This window comes from Hydrogenibacillus schlegelii (assembly GCF_001653195.1).
Lineage (GTDB): Bacteria > Bacillota > Bacilli > Thermicanales > DSM-22653 > Hydrogenibacillus > Hydrogenibacillus schlegelii.
Genome location: NZ_JXBB01000009.1, coordinates 26,025 through 48,687 on the forward strand (window position 1 = coordinate 26,025; position 22,663 = coordinate 48,687).

Consider the following 22,663-nt stretch of genomic DNA (forward strand, 5'->3'; position numbering starts at 1 on the left):
TTTTCGCCTCCTCCGTCGTCCGAGACGACCCTCGATCGCTTCCGCCGCCCGTCCCCCCTGAAACGCCCTTTCCTTCCCCATCGCCTGAACGGCCTTCTTCCTCTCCTCCGTCCGCCCCTTCCCCGCCGCCGCTTCCGCCGTCCCACCGGCCCCTCCGGCGTCTCCGGCGCCGATTTGCCCTCTCCCCCTCCGTACGCTGAGCCGTCCGAGCCGCCTCCTTCGCCGCCTCCGTTCCCTGAGCCGCCCGAGCCGTCCCATCCGCCGCTTCCTTCCCCCGAGCCGCTCAATCCGCCCCTTCCGCTCCTTCCGTCCTCCGAGTCCCTTCCCCGCTTCCTCCGCGGTCTCCGATCATCCGAACCCTCCAGGGCAGTCCGGCAAGCGCCGTTCGCGCCTCCGCGAGGCGATGGTGCATCCGTCGGAGCGCCGCTTCGGCCGCCGTCCACCGGCGGACGACCGCCGCCGGGCCAGGGGATGGCCCGTCCCGACCCTCTTCGACCCGCCGAACCGCCGACGCCGCTCTTTCGTCCGCCCGCCGAAGCGCGCGCGCCACGCCGGCCAGAAGATCGTCCAGTCGCGAAAGCGCCGCGCCGACGCGCGCCCGATCCGAAAGCCCCGCCGGGCCGAACGCCCCCTCGCCGGCACCGCCCGGCCCTTTGTCCGCCGCCGGCGGAACGTCACCCCCGCTTTCGTCCGCCTGAAGAACGCGCCTCCGCCCTTCGGCCGCCTCCGCCAGGGCGATCGCCCGGACAAACATCGCTTCGGCCGCCGCCCCGTGCCCCCGTTCGTAAAGCAGTTCACCGAGGGCATACGCCCCTTCCGCCGTAAGGGTGCCGTCCCCGAGGGATTCGAGGAAAAACTCCGCCGCCGGCCGAACCGCCCCCGCCCGATACATCGCCCACGCCTCCGCCGCCGTCTTCGGCCTTCGTCCCGCCGCCTCCGGCGCCGGCGAGGCCCGGGCCGCCTCCGGCGCCGCGTCCTGCTCCCTCCGCCCCCCTTGAGACGCCCGATCCGCCGGCCGGCTCGGCAACGCCGGCGGTTCGACCAGCGCCTCAAGCAGCCGGCGCGCCGGAGCAAAATCCGGCCGCTCCAGAAGGGCCGCCCGCAGCGCCTCCATCGCCTCCGCCCACCGCCCCTGCCGGGCAAGCGCCTCCGTCAGGCGGGTCCGCGTCCGAAAGCCGCCGACGCCGAACGTCCGGACGTTGTCGTCGCTTGGATCGGCCCTTAAGGCCGCGGCAAGGGCCGCCCGAAAGGCCGCTTCGGCCGGCCTGACCCAGCCCGCCGCCAGAAACGATTCCCCCAAAAGATGCCAAAGCTCCGGCTGTCCTTCGACGTCGGGGGCCTCCGCCTGAAGCAGCGTCCGCGCCCGCTCCGGCCGCCCCAACCCTTCATACACAAGCGACAGCGTCCGAACGAGCGACGGGCGATACGGCGCCGACTTCGGAGCGGTTTCAAGCGCCCGTTCGAGTTCGGCGGCCGCCTCCCGAAGCCGCCGGAGCTGCACCAACGTGATACCCCGGTGGTAGCGGTAAAACGGGTCGTCCGGTCGCTCCTCCAGACATCGCGCGAGGAGGCGAGCATTTCGCTCCGCCGTCCCCTTTTCCCGGAGCACGTCGGGCCGGTAGCCGACGTGCTCGATCACGAGCGGCGACGCCGCCGGCCGAAACGGCGCCGGGCGGCCGTCCGGGGTGACGAGCTGTTCGTGAATGCGACCTAAGAAGCGAAGGCCGCCGAAGGCGGACGGCCGAAACAGGCGCACCGGGCGAAAGACGACGCGCGCCCACGGATCGGAACCGATCGCATTTTGAATTTCGACCGTGAAAGCCTCATTTTCCGTCTCCCGAATGAGCGACCGCAGAACCCTCCGCCCGGCGACGACCCGCTCATCGGCGTCGAGGACGAGCACCCAGTCCGTCCGGGCCGCCTCAAGCCCCGCATTTCGGGCCGCCGCAAAATCGTCCTGCCACGGCACAAAAAGGACCCGCGCCCCGAAGGCGCGGGCCACCTCCGGCGTCCCGTCCGTCGAACCCGTGTCGATGACGATGATCTCGTCGGCGATCTCCCGTACGCTTTCGAGAGCCGCCGGAAGCCGCGCGGCCTCATTCTTCGCCAAAATGTGCACTCCCAAGAGCATGGCACCGGAGCGTCGCGGTCGATCCTCCATCGCCGACCGTCTCCTTTCTCGACCGCCGGTCGATCAACGCCCGTCCCCGGCGGTTATGTCCCCTGCGCGTTGAAGTACACGTCGATCGTCGTCGCGGCGCCGACCACCGCCGAAGCGTACGCCAGCCGGGTGTACTTCAAAAAGCGCGTCGGCACGAGCACCGCCACCGAACCAGACGCGACCGTCGTCGAAGGAATATCCGTGTACCAGTGCGTCCCGTCGGCGCTGATTTCCACCTGGGCCACCGCGTCGTTGGCGCCGGCATTGTAAATGAAATACGAATAATGTCCGAGGACGGCCGTCGTCACCGCCGGCAGGGCCGTCAGCGTATCCCCGGTGGCGACATCCGTGTTGGCGATCTCGAGAAAACTCCGCTGCGAGATCGACGTGACGCTGTCCAGCGTTCCGCCGGCGATCGTCGCCGCCGATACCGCATCCAGCGTCCCGCCGGCGATCGTCGCCGCCGATACCGCATCCAGCGTCCCGCCGGCGATCGTCGCCGCCGATACCGCATCCAGCGTCCCGCCGGCGATCGTCGCCGCCGATACCGCATCCAGCGTCCCGCCGGCGATCGTCGCCGCCGACACCGCGTCCAGCGTCCCGCCCGCGATCGTCGCCGCCGACACCGCATCCAGCGTCCCGCCGGTCACCGTTGCGCCGCCGACGAGGAGCTCGGCGCTGGCATTCACCGCCAGCGGCCGCGCCGTCGTTCCGTCCGAACCGAAAATGAGCGCTTTCAGTTCTTCCGGATTGGCCTGAAACACCGAGTAGTTCGGCATCCGTTTTTACCTCCCCTTTTCCGCGGACCGATCCTCGTGGTCGGTTCCGCCCATCGATCTTCGTTCTGATCCCCGTCCCCGTGATCCATCGCCTGCTTCAGCCGGCCGACTGCGCCTGGAAGAAAACGTCCACCGTCGCCGTGGCGCCGGCCTCGACGGTCCGAAGCGTAGGCCGCGTGTACCGAAGATAGCGGTTCGGCACGATGACGCCGGTCTTCCCGCTTTCCACCCGCATCGACGCATCCGGCGCGTAATGCACGCCGTCCGGGCTCACCTCGAGGCGGACCTCGACTTCCGCCGGCCCGGCGTTCACGACGGCGTACGAATACCTCTGCAGGCGCGCCGTGTTCTGCCGAGGAAGCGCCATCGGCTGACCCCTCACCCGCACGTTTCGGTACACCGCCTCGGTAAATACCGGCGCCCGGCTCGGCATGCAGACGATGATCTTCACCTGTCGGACCCGCCGGACGGGCCGGCACGGTTTCGGTTTCCGACATGCCCCCATCGCCTCACCCCCTTCCGGCCGCATCGGCCTTGCGATACTATCTGTATGAGCCGCACACCGGCCTGTCCGGGATGTTTGTCTCCCTTCCGTCGCTAAAAATCAAAAAAGGGCGAACCCCGTCCGCGTTCGTCCGGCGATCCCTCTTTTGGCCAAACGGCCCCGACCGACGACCCGCACCGATGCTGTGAAAATCTCATCTTTCCCAGGAAATCTCACCTTTCTCAGGAGGTCGCGATGATTCCGAACGCGAATCTCCGGCGCGCGGTTCGACTGCTGGCCCAAGGCTTCGCCTTCTCCGGCCTCATCGCCCTGATCGTCATCGCCTGGACCGTGCTCGGGCCGGACATCGACGATCCCCTTCGGTCGATCGTCGATCGGCTCGCCATGGCCGGCCTCGGCGTGTTCCTCCTCGGCGCCGTCATCTGGATCGCCGCCCGGGGCGTTTTCGACCTCATCGTCTTCGCCTTTCAAGGGCTGTTTCACCCGACGACCCCGCCGCACGAAAAGCGCCTCGGCCTGCCGAGCGCCGGGCGCCAAAGGGTCGCCGGCCATCCGGCCTGCGAAAAGACGACCGGCCCCCCCTCCGGCGTCACCCGCCGCGAAGCCGTCGACGAAGACGACGACAAGGCCGCCCAAGACCGCCGGCGCGCCAACGAACGGCTGGCGATCCGCCTTATGCTCGCCGGAGCATGGGCCTTTTTGCTGTCGCTCCTCCTCGCCCTCACCGCGCTCGAACCTTAAACGGTCGCCATTTGTCCTCAGACCGGAAAAATTACGACCACGGAAGAACATGGCAAAAAACGCGGCTCACAGAGCGCGGCATGAAAACGCCGGCCGCAAATGCGGCCGGCCCGCCCGTTGTCATCTGACCGAATCGAATGATCGCCGCCGTTCCCGTCGGAACGCGGCCGGATGGATGGCCGTTTTCGCCGTTTCGTACCCACAATTGCAGAGGACAGAATTCAGTACAGATGGCACGCGACATGGTGCCCCGGTTCGACTTCCTTCCATTCCGGCACCTGCGCCGCGCAGACGTCCATCGCGTGCGGACAGCGGGTGCGGAACCGGCAGCCGCTCGGCGGGTTGATCGGGGACGGGATGTCGCCGGCGAGGACGATCCGCTCCCGGGTGCGCTCTTTCGCCGGGTCGGGAATCGGCACCGCCGAAAGGAGCGCCTGCGTGTACGGATGGAGCGGACGCGCGTAGATCTCGTCGCTGCCGGCGAGCTCCACCAGCTGACCGAGGTACATCACCCCGATGCGGTCGGAAATGTAGCGCACCATCGACAGGTCGTGGGCGATGAAGAGGTAGGTGAGCTTTTTTCCTGCTGGAGTTTTTTCAAGAGGTTGACGACCTGCGCCTGAATCGAGACGTCCAGCGCCGAGATCGGCTCATCGGCGATGACGAGTTTCGGTTCGACCGCCAGCGCCCGGGCGATCCCGATCCGCTGCCGCTGCCCGCCGGAAAACTCGTGCGGAAAACGGCCGGCATGCTCGGGCAGAAGCCCGACCGTCTCGAGGAGGGCGTAGACCCGTTCCATGCGTTCCTTTTTGGATCTGGCCAGGCCGTGGATGTCGATTCCCTCGGCGACGATGTCCGCCACCGTCATCCGCGGGTTCAGCGAGGCGTACGGGTCCTGGAAGATCATCTGCATCTGCCGGTGAAATCGCCGGAGCGCCGGCCCCCGCAGGCGATGAACGTCTTCACCGAGGAAGCGGACCCGGCCCGACGTCGGTTCGTACAGCCGGATGAGCGTCCGGCCGAGGGTCGATTTCCCGGAGCCGGACTCTCCGACCAGACCGAAGGTCTCTCCTTCGTAGACGACAAAGCTCACGTCCTCCACGGCCCGGACGACGGCGCCGCCGCGAAGACGAAAGTGTTTGCTCAGACGTTCCGCTTCGAGGATCGGTGTGGGTTTAGACACGGGATTCCCTCCCCGCCGCGATCGGCGGTTCGACCTTCGGCGCCATCGGGTGCATCAGCCAGCAGCGGACGGTGTGCCCTGCGCCGGCAGCCGACCGGCCGGTTTTTCGGACGGCCGTCGGGCGGTCGGAGGCATCGGCATCGCCCGACGACCTGGCATCGGCGGCCGTCCTGCCGACCGTTTCAGGGGCTCCCGCCTTCGAAAGCGGCACGCCGGACGGCGGCACCGGCGTCTCCTTCGGCATCCGGCGAACGCAGATCTCCATCGCATACGGGCAGCGAGGCGCAAACGGGCAGCCCTTCGGCGGATCGATCAGATTGGGCGGCGAACCCGGGATGGAGACGAGGGGCTTTCGCTCCCCGGCGTCGATCCGCGGGATGGAGTTGAGAAGCCCCCAGGTGTACGGATGCCGAGGACGATAAAAGAGGTCGTCCACCGACCCGGCCTCGAGGATCTGCCCGGCGTACATGACCGCCACCCGGTGGGCCATCTTCGCCACGACGCCGAGGTCATGGGTGATGAGGATGATCGCCATCCCGTGCGTCCGCTGCAGTTCGACGAGCAGTTCGAGGATCTGCGCCTGAATCGTCACGTCGAGGGCCGTCGTCGGTTCGTCGGCGATGACGATTTTCGGCCGGTTGGCGATCGCCATCGCGATCATCGCCCGCTGGCGCATCCCGCCTGAAAACTGATGCGGATACTGCTTGATCCGCACCTCCGGGTTCGGAATGCCGACCTCCCCCAGAAGGCGGACGGCTTCCTCGAGCGCTGCCGATCGGGAAAGCTTCTGGTGCCGGATGACCCCTTCGGCAATCTGACGGCCGACGGTCATCGTCGGGTTCAGCGACGTCATGGGATCCTGGAAGATCATGCCGATCTCCCGGCCGCGGACGTCCTGCATCTCCCGCTCGCTTAAGGCGAGGAGATCTCGGCCGCCGTAGCGGATGCGGCCGCGTTCGATGACCGCCGGCGGCGTCGTAAGCAGCCGCATCACCGCCTGAACGGTGACGCTTTTTCCGCTCCCCGATTCGCCGACGATCGCCAGCGTCTCGCCGGCATCGACGCAAACGACACGCCCCGCACGGCGTGCACTTTGCCGGCATACGTCCGGAACGAAACGACGAGGTCTTCCACCTCGAGGAGCCGTTCGGCCATCGATCGACCTCCTTTCTGACCCCATCCGAACTTGAACTGAAGCGCCGGCGGACGAACGGCGCCTTACGGGCTCAGCGCCGAAGCCGCGGATCGATGGCGTCCCGAAGGCCGTCGCCGAGCAGGTTGAAGGCCAGCGTCGTCAGGCTGATGGCCAGCGCCGGAAACCAGAAGTTCCACGGGAACGACCCGAGCATTTTGTACCCGTCGTTGACGAGGACGCCCCACGAGGCGAGCGGCGGCTTGAGGCCGATGCCGAGAAAGCTCAGCACCGCCTCGGTGAAGATGATCGCTGGGATGTTCATCGTCAGCCGGACGATGACGATGCCGAGGACGTTCGGGATCAGATGTTTCCACATGATCCGCCACGTCCCGGCGCCGAGCGTTCGAGCGGCAAGCACGAATTCCTGCACCTTCAGCTGCATCACCTGACCCCGGACGAGGCGGGCCATGCCCACCCAGCCGGTGATGGCCATGGCGATGATCAGGGTGGCCATGCCGCTGCCCATGACGATGATGAGCAGGATGACCATGATGAGCCAGGGGATGCCGGAGAGGATCTCGATCGTCCGCATGATGACGTTGTCGACCCAGCCGCCCTTGTAGCCGGCGAGCACGCCGAGGACGACCCCGATGACGAGATCGATGAGGGCGGCCATCAGGGCGATGAAGAGGGAGATCCGGGCTCCGATCCACACCCGCACCCAGAGATCCCGGCCGAACTCATCGGTGCCGAACCAGTGCTTGGCTCCCGGGGGCATGTTCGCATCCGTAAGGTTCGGCTCGTCGTAGGCGTAGGGGCTCAGGATGGGCGCCAAGATCGCGAGCGCCGTCATGACGAGGAGGAAGACGAGCGCCCCCATCGCCACCGGGTTTTTCCGAAGTCGCCGAAAGACGTCGCGCCAGAACGAAAGGCTCTCGCCGGCAATCCGCTCCGCTTCTTCTTTTTCCCGGAGCGGCAAAAAATCCCGTTCGGTCAGCTCCCCCTGCACGGCAAACGCTCACTCCTTTCGTCCGGCCACGCGGATGCGAGGATCGACGACCCCATAGAGGACGTCGGTGATGAAGATGGCCAGGACCAGAAGCGCGCTGTAGAAGATCGTCAGCCCCATGATGAGCATGTAGTCGTTCGTGTTGATCGAATTCACATAGTGCTTCCCCATGCCGGGGATGACGAAGATCTGCTCGATGATGATCGAGCCGGTGATGAGGTCGACCATCAGCACGCCGACGATGGTGATGATGGGAAGAAGCGCGTTTCGGATGCCGTGGCGGACGACGACCGCCGTCGGGCTCAGGCCCTTGGCTCGGGCCGTCCGCAAATAGTCCGAGCCGAGGACGTCCAGCATCGACGTCCGCATGAGGCGGGTGATGAGGGCGAGGATGCCGATGCCGAGGGCCAGGCTCGGCATGATCGTATGCTGAAACGTCCCCCAGCGGGCAACCGGCAGCACTTTCCACTGCACGCCGAGCCAGTACTGCATAAATCCGGCGAGGACGAAGTTCGGGATCGAGACGCCGAGGACGGCGATGAAGACGAGGACGTAATCCGGCAGCCGGCCCCGGAACAGGGCGGCGACGATGCCGAAGGCGAGGCCGAGCGGCAGGGCAAAGAGAAGCGCCTGCAGCCCGAGGCGGGCCGAAACCGGGAACGTCTGGGCGATGATGCCGTTGACGGACTGGTTGAGGTATTTGAACGAATGGCCGAGGTCCCCGTGAAGGAGGTTGTTCAAGTAGCGGAGGTACTGGATCGGCAGGGGATCGCTCAAGCCGTACTTCATGTCGAAGAGGGCCTTCACCTGCGGCGTGAGCTTTTCCGGGTTCTGGTACGGACCGCCGGGGAGGGCGCGGGCCATGAAAAAGGTCAGCGTCGCGATGACGAAAAGGGTAAACAGCATGAGGAAGAATTTTTCCAAAACATACCGGAGCACCGGGGCCCCTCCTTTTCAGCCCGAAACTCAAAAAAACAAGGAGGGCGGCGTGTGGACGCCGCCACATCCTTGTTTTTTGCATCCCGATCAGGATGCCGTCGGATCCGCGGAATCGCACCCGACGATCATCGGGGCCGTTCGCTCCCAAGGTTCGTCGGGCTTACGGTTCGATGTCATCACTTCTCGACGGAAGCCCACTTGAACTCGAGGGAGGCGCCGATGCCCCGTTCGACCAGGCCCTTGACGTAGGGCTGCTGGAGATAAGCGATCACCCGCCAGTACATCGGCGCGACGCCCGTGTCGTCGACGAGGACCTTCTCCGCCTCGGCGAACTTCTTCGCCCGCTCGTCCAGGTTCGTCGCCGCCCGGGCTTCTTTCACGAGCCGGTCGTACTCCGGATTGGACCACTTGCCGTCGTTGTAGGCGCCGCCGGTCTCGAAGACGAACATATAGGTGTCCGGATCGTTGTAGTCCGGACCCCAGCCGGCCATGACGACCTCAAAGTCGCCGCTCCGGGACCGCTTCAGGCGTTCCTTGAACGGCACCTGGTCGAGCTCGACCTTGACGCCGAGGTCTTTGAACGCCTGCTCCCACATCGCCTTCAGGAATTCGTTCCCCTTGCGGGCGGTGTCGGAGTCGTCGCCGAGGAGGCGGAACGTCCAGCCGTTCGGGTGGATGCCGCTTTCCTCGAGGCCCTCCTTGAGAAGCTTCGCCGCCTCATCCGGCCGGTTGTCCTGAAAGAGCGGTTCCCCAAAGAGCTCCTTCGAGACTTCCCGGAACGTCTTCGTCGAACCGGAGTAAGCGCTGAACCCCGGCGGGATGAGCCCGTACGCCGGCATCGAGCCGTTGTTCAGGACCGTGTCGACGTACGCCTTCCGGTCGAGGGCGATCGAGAGGGCTTTCCGGACCTTCGGGTTGTCAAACGGCTTCTTCGTCGTATTGAATTCGAGGTAGAAGACGGAAAAATCCGGGAAGGTGTGGAAGTTCGGATCGTTCTTGTACTGCGGCACCTGCTCCCGCGCCAGCCCCGTCCGGTCGACCTCGCCGGCGAGGTAGAGGTTGAGCGCCGTGTTCGAGTCCTTCACGACGTCGAGGGTGATCGTCTCGAGTTTGACCGTGTCCTTGTCCCAGTAATTCGGGTTCTTCTTCAGGACGACCTTCGCGTCGTGGAGCCACTGGTCGATGATGAAGGGGCCGTTGTAGAGGAGCTTATCCGGCTCCGTCGCGTAGCTGTCCTTGTTCTTCTCGTAGAACTCCTTCACGAACGGGAGATACGTCGGGAACTGCGTGAGCTCCAGCCAGTACGGCACCGCCTGCTTCAGGCGGACTTCCAGCGTGTGGTCGTCGATCACCTTCACGCCGACGTCGTCCCACGTCACCGGCTTGATGTCGGACATCGGCTTGCCGTAGACGGCCACATCCGGTGGCGGCACGGTGCCGTCTTCCTTCTTGTACGCCTCTTCATACGCCTTTTTGTCCGTCTCATAGAGTTTCTTCGCCGCGAGGTAGCTCGTATACCGGTAGTATTCCTCGGCACCCTGGATGTAGTCGGTGATGAGGTTGGCGTACTGGGAGGCAGTCTCACCGTTTGCCGCCCGCTCCCAGGCGTCGCTGAACTGCTGCGCCGTCACGGGCGTGCCGTCGGACCAGACCGCGTCCTTCCGGAGGTGGAAGACGTACGTCTTGCCGTCGTCCTTCACGTCCCACGACTCCGCCATGCCGGGCCCGATCGACCCGTCCGGATTGAGGCGGACGAGCCCTTCCTGCACGGCGTTCAGGATGAGGATGGAGATGTTGTCGGTCGTGATCTGGGCGTCCAGCGCCGGAGGCTCGTCGCCGATCATGAGGTGAAGTTCCTGGGCGGCCCCGCCGGCCGCCGGCTGATTCGACGGCGTGTTCTCGCTCTTTCCGCCGCCGCACGCCGAAAGCGCCATCGACAGCGCGAAGACGACGGCAAGGGCGAGCGACACGCCCCGGAAGCGCCGCTGCATGCAGTTACCCCCTTCTCTCACGCTGAGCGATCTAAATCGAGATAATCATAAATTGAATTTGTGTCTTTTTCAACTGATCCCCAATGTAATATTTGCTTGATATACCTTTCCGTGTTTTATGTGTTCGTTTTTATTTTCGTTTTTCTTTTGCTCGCAAAAGGGTCCGCTCATGCGATCCAAATCTGTCAGTCGAACAATGATTTTCAAAGGCCGTAAAAGAACTGCACGAACATATCTATTTTCAGCTTGATTGGTAAATAAGCCGCTTTGCACGTCCGGTTAGATTCTCCTTCGTGGGGAAAACGTCGACTAAACGAATGTAATGCACCAACACCTGTCCACACAAAGGGTGGTGCCGTAAGTCAGTATGCTGAATTCGATCGTGCCGCCAATAAACCGAACAAGCCGCACCGCAACGCAAAATAAAAACGCCGGAGCAAATCCGGCGCTGCAAAACGTTCTTTTTTTGTATTTTTAGTTTGACGCGGAGTCTTCCGCCGATCGTCCCACTTCCTTCACCTTCGCCCACTCCCGCTGCCGAAGCTCGACCCGGCGGATCTTGCCGGAGACCGTCTTGGGAAGATCGTCGACGAATTCGATCGCCCGGGGGTACTTGTACGGGGCGGTGATGCGCTTGACGTGCTCCTGCAGTTCGGCGACGAGGGCCTCCCGCCGGGCCGCGTCGGCGCGGACCGCCTCGAGGAGCGCCGGGTCTTTCAGGACGACGAACGCCTTCACGATCGCACCCCGGACTTCGTCCGGACTCGCGACGACGGCGCTTTCTTTGACCGCCGGGTGCTTGACGAGGGCGTCTTCCACTTCGAACGGCCCGATCGTGTACCCGCTCGAGATGATGATGTCGTCGGCGCGGCCCTCGAACCAGAAGTAACCGTCGTCGTCCTTTTTCGCCCGGTCGCCGGTGATGTACCATTCGCCCCGGAAGGCCGCCTCGGTCCGCTCCGGGTCCCGGAAGTACCCTTTGAACAGGGGCGGAAAATCCCGCCGCACGGCGATGTCGCCGACGACGCCCGGCGGCACGATGCGGCCGAACTCGTCGACGATCTCCACCGCCCCGGGGACGGTCGGCCGCCCCATCGACCCCGGCCGGAGCTCGACGTCGATTGTCGTCGCCACAAGGAGGGTGTTTTCCGTCTGGCCGTAGCCGTCCCGGACGGTGACGCCGAAGACGCGCCGGAACGTGTCGATCACCTCGCGGTTTAAGGGCTCTCCGGCGCTGACCGCGCTCCGGAGCGCATCGAGCCGAATCCGCTCCAGGCCGTCGACTTTGGCCATCATCCGGTACTCCGTCGGCGTGGCGCAGAGGACGTTGATGCGGTACTTTTCCAAAAGGTCGAGATACCGCTCCGGATCGAAGCGGCCGAGGTAGTGGAAGCCCGTCGCGCCGCTCATGAGCGTCGCCACGAGGGGGCTCCAGATCCACTTCGCCCACCCCGGCGCCGCCGTCGCCCACACGACGTCGTCCGGCCGGATGTCGAGCCAGCGCTTGGCGGCGATCGTAAAATGGGCGTACGCCCAGCCGTGGGTGTGCATGACGCCCTTCGGGTAGCCGGTCGTCCCGGACGTGTACGAGAGGAAGGCGAGGTCGTCCCGCGACGTCTCGACCGGCTCCGGCGCCCCGACGGCGTCTTCGACGAGGGAGGCGAGGGTCATCCAGCCGGGCCGCGGCCCGCCGACGACGATCCGGACGGCGAGGCTCGGCGTCTTCTCCGCCACCGCGTCGACCCGCTCGGCGAGCGTCTCGTGGGCGATCACCGCCCGGGCCTCGGCATGGTTCAGCCGGTAGTCGAGGTCCGCCGGCATGAGGAGCTCCGACCCCGGGAGAACGACGAGGCCGTTTTTGAGGAGGGCGAGGTAGACGACATACGTCTCCGGAAGCCGCGGCATGAGGACCATCACCCGGTCGCCTTTGACGAGTTCAAGCTCCTCAAGCGCCCGGGCCAGGCGGTCCGAAAGGTCCCGGAGTTCGCCGTAGGTCACCCGCCGGGTGTCGCCGGCGTCGTTTTCCCAAAGGAGCGCCGGCTTCGCCGGATCGTGGGCGAGGAGCGCCTCGGCGATGTTGAACCGCTCCGGGGCGAGGAGCGCCCGAAAGGCGTCCGTCATCGTCATCCCTCCGCTTCATGAATTATTTTTCATCGTTTTCTAAACCTTGGGCGGAGAAAAGGGCGGGGCGGCGCCCTCTCGCCAGCGGACGAACGGGATCGGGACTTTTCAAAAACCTGCACCTTCCGGAAGCGAAGCGCTCCACCGGCCGGGCTCGTCAGCGGACGAACGGGATCGGACGGGGCGGGTCGCGGAAAAACGCCGCGACCGCCTCCGGCGTCACCTCGGCGAGGGACGCCGGCCGCCAGCGGGGGCGGCGGTCTTTGTCGACGACCTGGGCCCGGATGCCTTCGTAAAAATCGCCGTGCGCCAAAAAGGCATCCGCGACGCCGAGATCCCGGACGAGCGCCTCCTTGTACGTGCTCGTCCGCCCCCGCCGGAGCGTTTCGAAGATGACCAAAAGCGACGTCGGCGAACGGCCCCTGAGCACCGCCAGCGTCTCCCGGGCCCACGCGTCCCCCGCCTCGGCGCCGGCCTCGAGGGCATCCACGATCGCCGGGACGCTCTCGCCGGCGAAATACCGCGCCGTCCGCTCGAAGAGCCCATCCACGTCCTGAGACCCGCTGCCGGCGCCCTCGGCCGGCGCCCCGCCGACCGGACCCGCTCCGGCCTCGCCCGGACTCCGGCGGCATCGCTCCCGGAGCGCCGTCAGGATGGCCGGCGCGTCGGCGCCGGCGGCGCCCGCTTCCCGAAGCGCCGCCTTGACCGCCGGCCACGCCGCCGACGGAAGGAAGCAGTCGGCAAGCCCCAACCGAAGGAGGACGTCCGCGCCGACCGCCTCGCCGGTCAGGGCGAGGTAGCGGCCGGCGTGGTGCGGCAGGCGGCTTAAAAAATACGACGCCCCGACGTCGGGAAAAAAGCCGATCCCTGCCTCCGGCATCGCCCAGCGGGTGCGTTCGGTCACGATCTTCACCGTCGCCCCGTACGAAAGCCCCACCCCGCCCCCCATGACGATGCCGTCGAGGAAGGCAACGACGGGCTTCGCATAGGTCAGGACGTAGTGATCGACGGCGTACTCCTCGGCGAAAAACGTCCGGGCGGTCGCCCGATCCGGCTCCTCCCGCGCCGCGTACAGCGCCCGGATGTCGCCCCCGGCGCAAAATCCCCGCTCGCCGGCCCCTTCAAACACGACGAGGCGCACCGCCTCATCCGCCTCGAAGGCTTCCAGGGCCGTGCGGATCGCCCGGATCATGGGGAGGTTGAGGGCATTGAGCTGCTTCGGCCGGTTGAGGGTGATCCAACCGATGCCGTCCGCGATTTCCGCCCGCACGTCGTCCGTCGCGATGGGATGGGCGTTCGTCTCCGCCATCTCGATCCGCTCACCCTTCCGTCTCGCTTCGTCCTCGATCGCCCAAGCGGCCTGGACGTCGGGGCCTTCCGCATCGCGGATTTTCTTCCCCTCGATTCGAAAGCTCATCGGTCCTGGAAGGTGGGTTTTCGCTTCTCTACGAAGGCGCCGACCCCTTCCCGGGCGTCCGCCGAAGCAAACAGTTCGCCGAACAGCGCCGCCTCCAGGGCGAGCCCTTCGGCAAGCGGCCGCTCCCGGCCGGCCAGGACCGCCCGAAGCGCCCGAGCGAGGGAGACGGCGCTTTTTGCTTCGGCGAGGGCCCGGGCATAGGCGAGCGCTTCGTCCCGAAGCGCCTCGTCCGGGACGACCCGCTGGACGATGCCGAGGCGGTGCGCCTCGGCGGCGTCGATCATCCGCCCCGTCAGGATGAGATCGAGGGCGGTGGCGGCGCCGACCGTCCGGGCGAGGCGCTGGGTGCCGCCGTAGCCCGGGATGAGACCGAGGTTCGTCTCGGGAAGCCCGACCTTCGCCGACGCGGCGGCGAAGCGGACGTGGCAGGCGAGAAGAAGCTCCATGCCGCCGCCCAGCGCAAAGCCGTTCACGGCGGCAACGACCGGCTTCGGGAGGCCTTCGATCTGATCAAACGTTCGCTGGCCCCGCTCGGCGAGGGCCCGACCCCGGGTGGCGTCGCCCAAAGCGCCCTGCATCTCCTTGAGGTCCGCTCCGGCGGAGAAAAACTTCCCCCTTCCCGTGACGACGACCGCCTTCACCGCCGGGTCGGCCGCGAGCTCTTGAAACGCTTCGTCGAGCTCCTGCAAAAGCCCCTGCGACAGCGCGTTCGCCGGCGGGCGGTCGATCGTCACGATCGCCACCCGGCCGTCCCGTTCGATGCGAAGCCCCTCGCTCACCGTCCGCCCTGCGGTCCGCCGTCCGGCGGCTCCGCAGGGCGTCACCTCCTTTCCCTGGTTCGCGTTTCCCCGGATCCCGAATCGCCCTCCGAATCGCGTCGGTTGGGGTCGAACCGCTTCAGCGCCGCCGTGGGCGTCACCCCCCATCCGTCGACGTCGTCCATCCGTCGGCGTCGCCGCCTCCCATCCGTCGGAGCCGCGACGTCCAGTCTCCGGCTCCGGCCCCAACCGGGCCCGCCCACGGCCGACGGCGTCCTCCGCCGACGAACGCGCGCCTTCGCCGGCAGAGGCGACCCAAAGCGGCCCTTTCCGCCGCGGGCCGACGGCGCCCCGGACCGTCCGCTCAGAACCACCGGCTCGAGACGGTCTTTTTCCGGGTGAAGAACTGGACGATGTCCTTGCCGTTTTCGCCGATGACGCCGTAGAACGAATCTTTGTGGCCGCCAAACGGGAAGAAAGCGACCGGGAGCGGGATGTTGACGTTGATGCCGACCATCCCGGCGTCGATCTCCTCCCGGAAGCGGCGGGCGGCCTTGCCGCTTTGAGTGTAGAGGATGGCGCCGTTGGCGTAGCGGGAGCGGTTGGTGACGGCGATCGCCTCGTCGAGATCCCGCACCCGGACGACGGAAAGGACCGGCCCGAAGATCTCCTCCTGCCAGAGGCGCATCTCCGGCGTCACGCGGTCGAAGACCGTCGCCCCGAGGTAAAAGCCTCGCGGAAAGCGGGACATCGCCTCCCGGCCGTCGACGACGAGGCGGGCCTGTTTTTCTCCTTCTTCGATGTACGAAAGCACCCGCCGGCGGTGCTCCTCCCGGATGAGCGGGGTGAGCTCCACCCCTTCTTCGAAGCCGCTTCCCACCTTGAGCTTCCGGGCGCCGTCGGCGAGGCGTTCGACGAGGTCGTCGGCGATCCCCTCGACCGCCACGACGACGCTCGTCGCCATGCAGCGCTGCCCGCCGTTCCCGAAGGCCGCCCGGAGGATGCCGTCGATCGTCGGCGCGAGCACCGCGTCCTCGAGGACGACGGCGTGGTTTTTCGCGCCGGAGAAGGCCTGCACTCGCTTGCCGTAGCGGGCCGCCGTCTCGTAGACGTAGGCGGCCGTCTTCTGGGAGCCGGTGAAGTTCACGGCGACGATGTCCGGATGGGCGAGGAGGGCGTCCACGGCTTCTTTGGCGCCGTTGACGACGTTCACGACGCCGTCCGGCAGGCCGACCTCGTGCAGGAGTTCGACGAGCCGGAGCGTCGTCATCGGCGTCTGCTCCGACGGCTTTAAGATGAGGGCGTTGCCGGTCACCACCGCCCACGGGATGACCCAGAGGGGGATCATCGCCGGGAAGTTGAACGGCGTAATGCTCGCCACCACCCCGAGGGGGTAGCGGTACGTCGTCTGCTCCAGCCCCTCCGCCACCTCGGCGAGGGCATCGCCCATCATGAGCGTCGGCGCCGCCGTCGCGTGCTCGACGCTCTCGATGCCCCGGTCAACCTCGGCAAGGGCATCGGCGAGGCTTTTGCCGTGCTCGGTCGTGATCATCCGGGCGAGGGCCTCCCGTTCCCGGCGAAGCCGTTCCAGGTAAGCGTAAAGAAGCCGCGCCCGCTTGATGACCGGCACCTTCCGCCAGCGCTCGTACGCCGCCTTGGCGGCTTCGACGGCCCTGGCGACGTCGGCGGCGGTCGAAAGGGGCGTCTCGGCGATCACCTCGCCGGTCGCCGGGTTGTACACCGGCGCCGTCCCCGCCGCCTCGGCGTCGACCCAGCGGCCGCCGATGAAGTTTTTCAGGACCGTCTTTTCATGCACCATCGTCATGGTCCTCATCCCTTTGTAATGTCTTGAATATACCGGTACATCGCCGCCATGTCCAGATCGCCGTAACCGGCCTCGATCGCCCGCTCGTACTGCGCGATGAGGACGTCGGTCATCGGGAGCTTGAGGCCCGCCTCCTCGGCCATCGCCTTGGCGAGCTTGAGGTCCTTGACGAGGAGTTTCGTCGTAAAGCCGGGTTCGTACCGGTTCTTGGCGATAAACAGGCCGTAATTCCGCTCGTAGATGCGGCTTTGGCCGTAGCTCACCTTCATGATTTCAAAGAGCTGATCGAGATCCATGCCCACCTCGCCGGCGAGGGTGAGGGCTTCGGCCACCGCCAGCGTGTAATAGCCGATGAAGTAGTTGTTCGTGAGCTTCACCACGGCGCCGAGGCCGACGTCTTCGCCGATGTGGAAGATGTTCTGGCCGAGGGCCTCGAAGATCGGTTTCCCCCGCTCGAAGGCCGCCTTCGGCCCGCCGACCATGATCGTGAGCGACCGGTCGACGGCCCGTTCCACGCCGCCGGAGACCGGCGCGCCGAGAAAATCGATCCCCCGCTCCCGGAGCGCCTCCGCCACCCGGTGGTAGACCTTCGGCGAGACGGTGCTGAAGTCGACGGCGAGGGTGCCGGGGCGGGCGTGGGCGAGGACGCCCCCTTCGCCGAGGTAAACCGCCTCGACCTCGACCGGCGACGGGAGGCTGGTGAGGATGACGTCGCTCGCCTGTGCCGCCTCCGCGATGCTCCCGGCGCCGCGGCCGCCAGCGTCGACGAGGGCCTGAATCGCCGCCGGCACGACGTCGTAGCCGGTGACGGTGTAGCCGCTTTCGACGAGGTTCGAGCTCATCGGCCGACCCATCTTGCCGAGGCCGATGAAGCCGATCGTCGGCTTTTCCATGGCGAAGCCTCCTTCAGAGTAAATGTCGCATCCCTCAACGGAGAGTCGCACCCTCGCTTGCGTTCACAGCCGGGCCGAAAGGACGTAGTCGGCCAGCGTCTCGGCCGCCCGGATGACGTCGACCGGCGCCGTCCCCTCGCCGCCGGATGCGGGAGGCGGGGCCGCGGATGATGCGCCCAGGTGCCGCTCCAGTTCATCCATATTCGTCCGGAGCGTCCGGCTTGCCCACGCCCCGGCGAGGGCGAGAAGCGCTCCGGCAGCATCCGCCGGAAGGCCGGCCCCGGCCGCCTGGGCCCTCACCGTTCGGGCGAGGGTCGACTCGAGGGCGTAAAGGGCCGCCTGGGCGTCGGCGAGGCGCCGGACAACGGCCTGCGCCTCCGGGAGCGCGGGTCCAAAGCGGCGCCGGGCCGCCTCGAAGAGCGCGGAAAACCGTGCCGAGCCGGTATAGAGCACCGCCTCGGCGACCGCCGCCCCCTCCCGCACCGCTGAAGCGAGCGCCGGATCAGCAAACGGCCGCCGGTCCCCTGCGGCGGCGGCCGCCGTCTCCGGCGACGGCCACGGCTTGGGCGCCCCGTCTTTGCCGATGAGATCCCGCACCGCCGCCAGGCGGTTGATCTCGTTCGTCCCTTCAAAGATTCGGGTGATGCGGGCATCCCGGTAGAGGCGCTCGACTTCGTACTCCGCCATGTAACCGTAACCGCCGTGGATCTGCACCGCTTCGTCGACGTTCTCACCCTGCGCTTCGGTGGCCAGCACTTTGTTCAAGGCGCAGGCGGCAATCCGCTGCGACAGCGTCGCCGCCCGGCGCCGGACGACGGCCGCCCGGTCCGCTTCCGATGGACGGACGCCCTCAGGCAGGGGGGTGCCCGACGACGGAGGCGCGCCGCCGTCGGCCGAAAGATCCGCGACGATCGCCTTCTTGTCGCCGTCGAGCTCGCCGCCGGTGCGGTAGACCATGCTTTCGGCGATCGCGTGCCGGAGGAACATCTCGGCCAGTTTTTCCCGGATGAGGCCGAACTCGGCGATCGGCCGGCCGAACTGCTTTCGTTCTTTGGCAAAACGGACGGCGAAGCGGAGCGCCCGACGGCTCTGGCCGAGGGCGTAGACGGCCATCTTGTGCCGGGCGAGGTTCAGAACCGACAGGGCGACCCGGTGCCCCTCGCCGGGGGCGCCAAGGAGGCCCGCCTCCGGCACCGGCACCTCGTCGAGGATGAGGGACGCCGTCGGGCTCGCATGAATGCCCATCTTCCGCTCCTCCGGCCCGACGGAAAGCCCCGGGCTCCCCCGCTCGACGATAAACGCCGTGAGGCCTTCCCCCTCCAGCCGGGCGAAGACGATGAACACGTCCGCCACCCGGGCGTTCGAGATCCACTGCTTTTCGCCGCTCAGCCGAAAGACGCCGGCCGCCGGATCCCAGCGGGTCCGGGTGCGGCCGCTTAAGGCGTCGGAGCCGGCGTTCGGCTCGGTGAGGGCGTAAGCGCCGATGCGCACCCCGGCGGCGAGATCGGGGACGTAGCGGCGCCGCTGCTCTTCCGTGCCGAAAAAGAGAATCGGCTGGGTGCCGACGCCGCTGTGGATGTTGAAGGAGACGCCGAAGCCGCCGGCCTCGCCGAGGGCTTCGGTGACGAGGAGGACGGACAGGGCGTCGAGCTCGAGGCCGCCGTACGCCTCCGGCACGTCGACGCCGGCAAGGCCGAGCTCGCCGGCCTCCCGATAAAGCGCTTTCAAAAGGGCGTCGTCGTGGGCTTCGAGCGCCGGAAGGTGCGGAAGCACGCGCTCTTCGACGAAGGACCGGGCCGTCGTTTCGATGAGCTGGTGCTCCGACGTCTTCGCCTCCGGGATGAGGATCGAGCGGACGAGCGGGTGAACCGGTCCGGAAAGCGACGCCTGCACCATCATCTCTCCCCCTTTCGGCCGCCGGCGGCCGTCCGGTCGCTCCGGCGGCGCAGATGCCCTCCGGAAGGAGCGCTTCCCGCGGCGGGACGTCTGCTGTGAGACGCCCGCAACCGCTTCGGCGAACCCTCTGGTAACGATTCGGCGAACGTTGTCGCGGACGTTTGCCCGAACGCTTTCGCAACCCCGTTTACGAACGCTTCCACGAACGCCAAACGTTCCGGCTCACGCCGGTGCATTCCTCCGACGCAAGGATCGGCTGCCGGAGCGGCGGGCGTCCCGGCGCGTCCGCATCGGACGGTCGGGCGCAAGCCCCGGCCTCCGCCGGCATCGGCAACCGAGCGCTCGCTCGATCAACGGGATGGACCCCGCCCCTCTCCCTCCCGTCACATCGCCACCCCTCGCTTCGTCACCGATCGCGCTCGCAACGCCTCGTGCGGCGCCGAACTCATTTGACATTTCTTCATTAACGATTGTATACGAGCGCTCGCTCGACCGCAAGCGCAAAAAACCGCCGTCCGTTTCTCCCGCGGAGATCGGTCGGCGGAGAAGCGCAAATCGAAAAGATCGACGCGCGCCTACCCCTTTCGGGCCTCTTCCGGCTGAGGGAGCGTTCCGTAGCGGCCGCAGAAGTACGTCAGGGCGTCCCCATCGCCGTAGGCGTAGCGGCGGATTTCGCCGACGACGAGCAGATGATCCCCGCCGTCGTACGTCTGCCACGGCGTGCACTCAAACACCGCCAGCGCTTCGCTCAAATGGGGCGCCCACGCCCCTTCGGTCCACGGAACGGCGACCGGCTCGCGGGCGCGGCCGGCGAACTGATCCGACAGCGCCTTTTGCTCGGCCTTTAAAATGTTGACCGCAAACGGCGTCTCCGGCAGGTACCGGGCCGCCTGGATCTTCCGGTCGACGGAAATGAGAAGCAGCGGTGGATCCAACGAGACGGACGTGAAAGAATTGGCCGTAAACCCCCGGGGACCGTCGTCCGTCCGATAGGTGACGACCGTGATGCCGGTGGCAAAGCGGCCGAAAGCGTATCGGAGATCGCGCGTATCGAACATGGGCCATCCATCCTTTCGAAGATCACGAAGCTCCTGCTCGAACCGCTTCAGCGGCGGGCGGGGAGCGCCTCGTCGGCGTCCGGGAGTGCTTCGCCGGCCCCCGCCCGCAACCGATCCGCCCGTTCGCCTTCCGCCCCGCCGGGGACGGCATCGGCCGCCTGGGCTCTGGCCTCGAGCTCGGCTTTGGTGACGCCACCGACCGCCCAGTGGGTGCGGGGAAGCTCGTACAGCGCGATGCGAACGCTTTCCGGCGGCGCGCCGATCGCCTCGACGACGGCCTTCGTCACCGCCTTGATGAGCGCCGCCTTCTGGGCTTCCGTGCGCCCTTCCAGCAAGGTGATCTGAATAAGCGGCATCGTTTGAACGCTCCCCTCCGATTCTATCCTCAACAGCCTCGCGACCCGAACCCGGATCTTCCCGACCGCGCCCCGCGGAGCCCCCTGCACGGCTCGCCTAAAGGAGGCACGGCCCGTCTGAAACCGCCCCCGGCCCGATCAGACGAGGCGAAGGTGCACGCTTCCGGCGTGATCCAGCACGCCTTCCACCACGTCACCGGCCTCCACCGGAACGGCCTCGCCGATCGCCCCGGTGAGGACGACGTCGCCGGCGGCGAGCGGCGGAAAGCCGCGTTCGGCCAGAAGCCGCGCCAGCGCCAGCACCGCCGCAAACGGATGTCCGAGGACGTTGGCCGGCGTACCGAATCCGACGGCTTCGCCGTTCTTAAAAAGCCGCGCCCCCCAGAGATGGACGTCCTTCGAAGGCCGAACGAAGGCCGAACCGAGGACGAACCGGGCCGCCGAAGCGTTGTCGGCCACGACGTCCGGCAGGGTAAAGCGAAATCCCTCGTAGCGGCTGTCGATGACTTCCAGCGCGACGGCCATCGCCCGGATGCGCGAAGCGACGTCGTCGACGGTCTTCACCCGGTCCGGGTCCACCCCATCGCCGAGGATGACCGCCACTTCGAGCTCCACCCGCGGGTGAATGAGCTCCTCCCTTCGCAAAGGAGCCCCGTCCTGAAGGAGCATCCGGTCGAGAAGCTGCCCGAACACCGGAACGTCGACGTTCATCTGCTTCATCTTCGCCGGGCTCGTCAGCCCCATCTTATAGCCGATCCGGCGGGCGCCTGCGGCGAGATCGACCTCGATCAACCGCTTTTGAATCTCATAGGCCTGATCCAGCGAGAGCGCCATCGTTTCGGTAAGGCGCGGAATCGGCCGTCGCCGGAGGACCGCCGCCCGCAGATGCTCAACCGCCCGTGCCGCGCCGCCCTCTTCGGTCCACGCTTCGGTCATCCGCCGCGCCTCCCTTCGCCCCCCTCGGCCGCCGCGGCTCCGGCACCGGAAGGGGCTCCTTCCTCCGCCGGAGCAAATGTCATCTCCAGCGTCTCCCATCCGTCGAAAGCGACGGTGAACCGGTCGCCCGGGGCGGCGTCCACCGCCGCCGAGAGCGCCCCCGACAGGACGATCTCCCCGGCTTCCAGGGCGATGTCGAAGCGGCCGAGAAAGTTCGCCAGCCACGCCACGCTATAAAGCGGATGCCCCAGGGCCGCGGCGCCGACGCCGGTGTTGACGAGCGTCCCGTTTTTGTAAAGCGCCATGCCCACCGCCGCCAGATCGACGTCTTCCACCCGCCGGGCCGCCCGCCCGAGAAGAAAGAGCCCCGACGAGGCGTTGTCGGCGATCGTGTCTTGGAGCTTGATCTTCCAGTCCCGGATGCGGCTGTCGACGATCTCGATCGCCGGGACGGCCGCCTCGACGGCGTCGAGAACGTCCAGATACGTCACGCCCGGACCCTTCAGCGTCCGTTTCATGATGAAGGCGATCTCGCCTTCGACCTTCGGTTGAAAGAGCGGCGCCCACGGCACCGGCGATCCGGCGACCACCTGCATCGTGTCGAGGAGGTGGCCGTAGTCCGGTTCGTCCACGCCCAGGAGGTTCTGCATCGCTTTGGAGGTGAGCCCGATCTTCTTCCCGACGACGCGGGCGCCTAAGGCCGTTTTGCGCCCGATGTTGAGGAGCTGGATGCGGTAGGCGTCGTCGGGCGTAAGCTCGGGATGGTCGGCCGTAAGCGGCGGGATCGCCGTCTTCGTTCGCTCGGCCTCCCACAGGCGATCGGCGAGGGCTTTAAGGTCGGTCATCGGTTCCCCTCCATCGGCCGCGGGAACTCATCCGCCGCCCTCAGCGGGCGGCGGCGGCTTCTTTTTGTTTTTTGAGCGCCAGGGCGACGTCGAGGATCATGTCTTCCTGGCCGCC

General features: G+C 66.9%; 18 protein-coding genes and 2 pseudogenes. 1 reads left to right on the forward strand and 19 read right to left on the reverse strand.

The window, feature by feature from the left end:
* Nucleotides 1-283 precede the first annotated feature (283 nt).
* From SA87_RS14215 to SA87_RS03800, 3 genes are all read right to left on the reverse strand, one after another.
* Nucleotides 284-2,161, reverse strand: coding sequence for a glycosyltransferase (locus SA87_RS14215; protein WP_066199441.1), 1,878 nt, complete (start codon nt 2,159-2,161; stop codon nt 284-286).
* 53 nt (nt 2,162-2,214) lie between these two features.
* Nucleotides 2,215-2,940, reverse strand: coding sequence for a DUF6385 domain-containing protein (locus tag SA87_RS03795; RefSeq protein ID WP_066199446.1), 726 nt, complete (start codon nt 2,938-2,940; stop codon nt 2,215-2,217).
* Nucleotides 2,941-3,037: 97 nt separating this feature from the next.
* Nucleotides 3,038-3,445, reverse strand: coding sequence for a DUF6385 domain-containing protein (locus SA87_RS03800; protein WP_066199450.1), 408 nt, complete (start codon nt 3,443-3,445; stop codon nt 3,038-3,040).
* 234 nt (nt 3,446-3,679) lie between these two features.
* Here SA87_RS03800 and SA87_RS03805 point away from each other — a divergent pair, with 234 nt between their 5' ends.
* Entirely contained in the window at nt 3,680-4,186 is a 507-nt protein-coding gene (locus SA87_RS03805; RefSeq protein WP_066199453.1) for a hypothetical protein, read from the forward strand.
* A gap of 221 nt (nt 4,187-4,407) precedes the next feature.
* Here the strand turns inward: SA87_RS03805 and SA87_RS03810 are convergent.
* The 16 genes and pseudogenes from SA87_RS03810 to SA87_RS03880 all read right to left on the reverse strand — a co-directional run bounded on the left by SA87_RS03810 (nt 4,408) and on the right by SA87_RS03880 (nt 22,548).
* Nucleotides 4,408-5,369: pseudogene (locus SA87_RS03810) on the reverse strand (ABC transporter ATP-binding protein).
* Nucleotides 5,362-6,524, reverse strand: a pseudogene (locus SA87_RS03815) (ABC transporter ATP-binding protein). The pseudogenes SA87_RS03810 and SA87_RS03815 overlap by 8 nt, the downstream one beginning before the upstream one ends.
* Nucleotides 6,525-6,595: 71 nt before the next feature.
* A complete protein-coding gene (locus SA87_RS03820) occupies nt 6,596-7,513 on the reverse strand; it encodes an ABC transporter permease (RefSeq protein WP_066199458.1) in 918 nt (305 codons plus the stop codon).
* A gap of 9 nt (nt 7,514-7,522) precedes the next feature.
* Entirely contained in the window at nt 7,523-8,452 is a 930-nt protein-coding gene (locus tag SA87_RS03825) for an ABC transporter permease (RefSeq protein ID WP_066199463.1), read from the reverse strand.
* Nucleotides 8,453-8,628: 176 nt separating this feature from the next.
* Nucleotides 8,629-10,443, reverse strand: a complete 1,815-nt coding sequence (locus SA87_RS03830; protein ID WP_066199466.1) for a peptide ABC transporter substrate-binding protein — start codon at nt 10,441-10,443, stop codon at nt 8,629-8,631.
* Between the two features lie 69 nt (nt 10,444-10,512).
* Nucleotides 10,513-10,716 carry a hypothetical protein gene (locus SA87_RS13035; protein WP_156423490.1) on the reverse strand — a complete coding sequence of 68 codons (204 nt, stop codon included), beginning with the start codon at nt 10,714-10,716 and terminating at the stop codon, nt 10,513-10,515.
* Between the two features lie 201 nt (nt 10,717-10,917).
* Nucleotides 10,918-12,570 (reverse strand): acetate--CoA ligase, encoded by a 1,653-nt coding sequence (locus tag SA87_RS03835; RefSeq protein WP_066199469.1) that lies wholly within the window; start codon nt 12,568-12,570, stop codon nt 10,918-10,920.
* A gap of 151 nt (nt 12,571-12,721) precedes the next feature.
* The gene (locus SA87_RS03840; protein ID WP_245637640.1) at nt 12,722-13,981 is read right to left on the reverse strand and encodes an enoyl-CoA hydratase/isomerase family protein; all 1,260 of its coding nucleotides are present in this window, start codon (nt 13,979-13,981) and stop codon (nt 12,722-12,724) included.
* The gene (locus tag SA87_RS03845; protein ID WP_066199501.1) at nt 13,978-14,760 is read right to left on the reverse strand and encodes an enoyl-CoA hydratase-related protein; all 783 of its coding nucleotides are present in this window, start codon (nt 14,758-14,760) and stop codon (nt 13,978-13,980) included. The genes SA87_RS03840 and SA87_RS03845 overlap by 4 nt, the downstream gene beginning before the upstream one ends.
* Before the next feature lie 343 nt (nt 14,761-15,103).
* The gene (locus SA87_RS03850) at nt 15,104-16,564 is read right to left on the reverse strand and encodes a CoA-acylating methylmalonate-semialdehyde dehydrogenase (RefSeq protein ID WP_066199472.1); all 1,461 of its coding nucleotides are present in this window, start codon (nt 16,562-16,564) and stop codon (nt 15,104-15,106) included.
* A gap of 5 nt (nt 16,565-16,569) precedes the next feature.
* On the reverse strand, nt 16,570-17,457 hold the full coding sequence (locus tag SA87_RS03855) for an NAD(P)-dependent oxidoreductase (RefSeq protein ID WP_066199474.1): 888 nt from the start codon (nt 17,455-17,457) through the stop codon (nt 16,570-16,572).
* A 63-nt stretch (nt 17,458-17,520) separates the two neighbouring features.
* Nucleotides 17,521-19,353 carry an acyl-CoA dehydrogenase family protein gene (locus SA87_RS14220; protein WP_066199477.1) on the reverse strand — a complete coding sequence of 611 codons (1,833 nt, stop codon included), beginning with the start codon at nt 19,351-19,353 and terminating at the stop codon, nt 17,521-17,523.
* A gap of 575 nt (nt 19,354-19,928) precedes the next feature.
* Nucleotides 19,929-20,411, reverse strand: coding sequence for a flavin reductase family protein (locus SA87_RS03865; RefSeq protein WP_066199480.1), 483 nt, complete (start codon nt 20,409-20,411; stop codon nt 19,929-19,931).
* Between the two features lie 47 nt (nt 20,412-20,458).
* Nucleotides 20,459-20,767 carry a 2-hydroxymuconate tautomerase gene (locus SA87_RS14285; protein ID WP_066199482.1) on the reverse strand — a complete coding sequence of 103 codons (309 nt, stop codon included), beginning with the start codon at nt 20,765-20,767 and terminating at the stop codon, nt 20,459-20,461.
* 138 nt (nt 20,768-20,905) lie between these two features.
* Nucleotides 20,906-21,703 (reverse strand): 2-keto-4-pentenoate hydratase, encoded by a 798-nt coding sequence (locus tag SA87_RS03875; protein WP_066199488.1) that lies wholly within the window; start codon nt 21,701-21,703, stop codon nt 20,906-20,908.
* The gene (locus SA87_RS03880; RefSeq protein ID WP_082910465.1) at nt 21,700-22,548 is read right to left on the reverse strand and encodes a 2-keto-4-pentenoate hydratase; all 849 of its coding nucleotides are present in this window, start codon (nt 22,546-22,548) and stop codon (nt 21,700-21,702) included. The genes SA87_RS03875 and SA87_RS03880 overlap by 4 nt, the downstream gene beginning before the upstream one ends.
* Between the last annotated feature and the right edge of the window lie 115 nt (nt 22,549-22,663).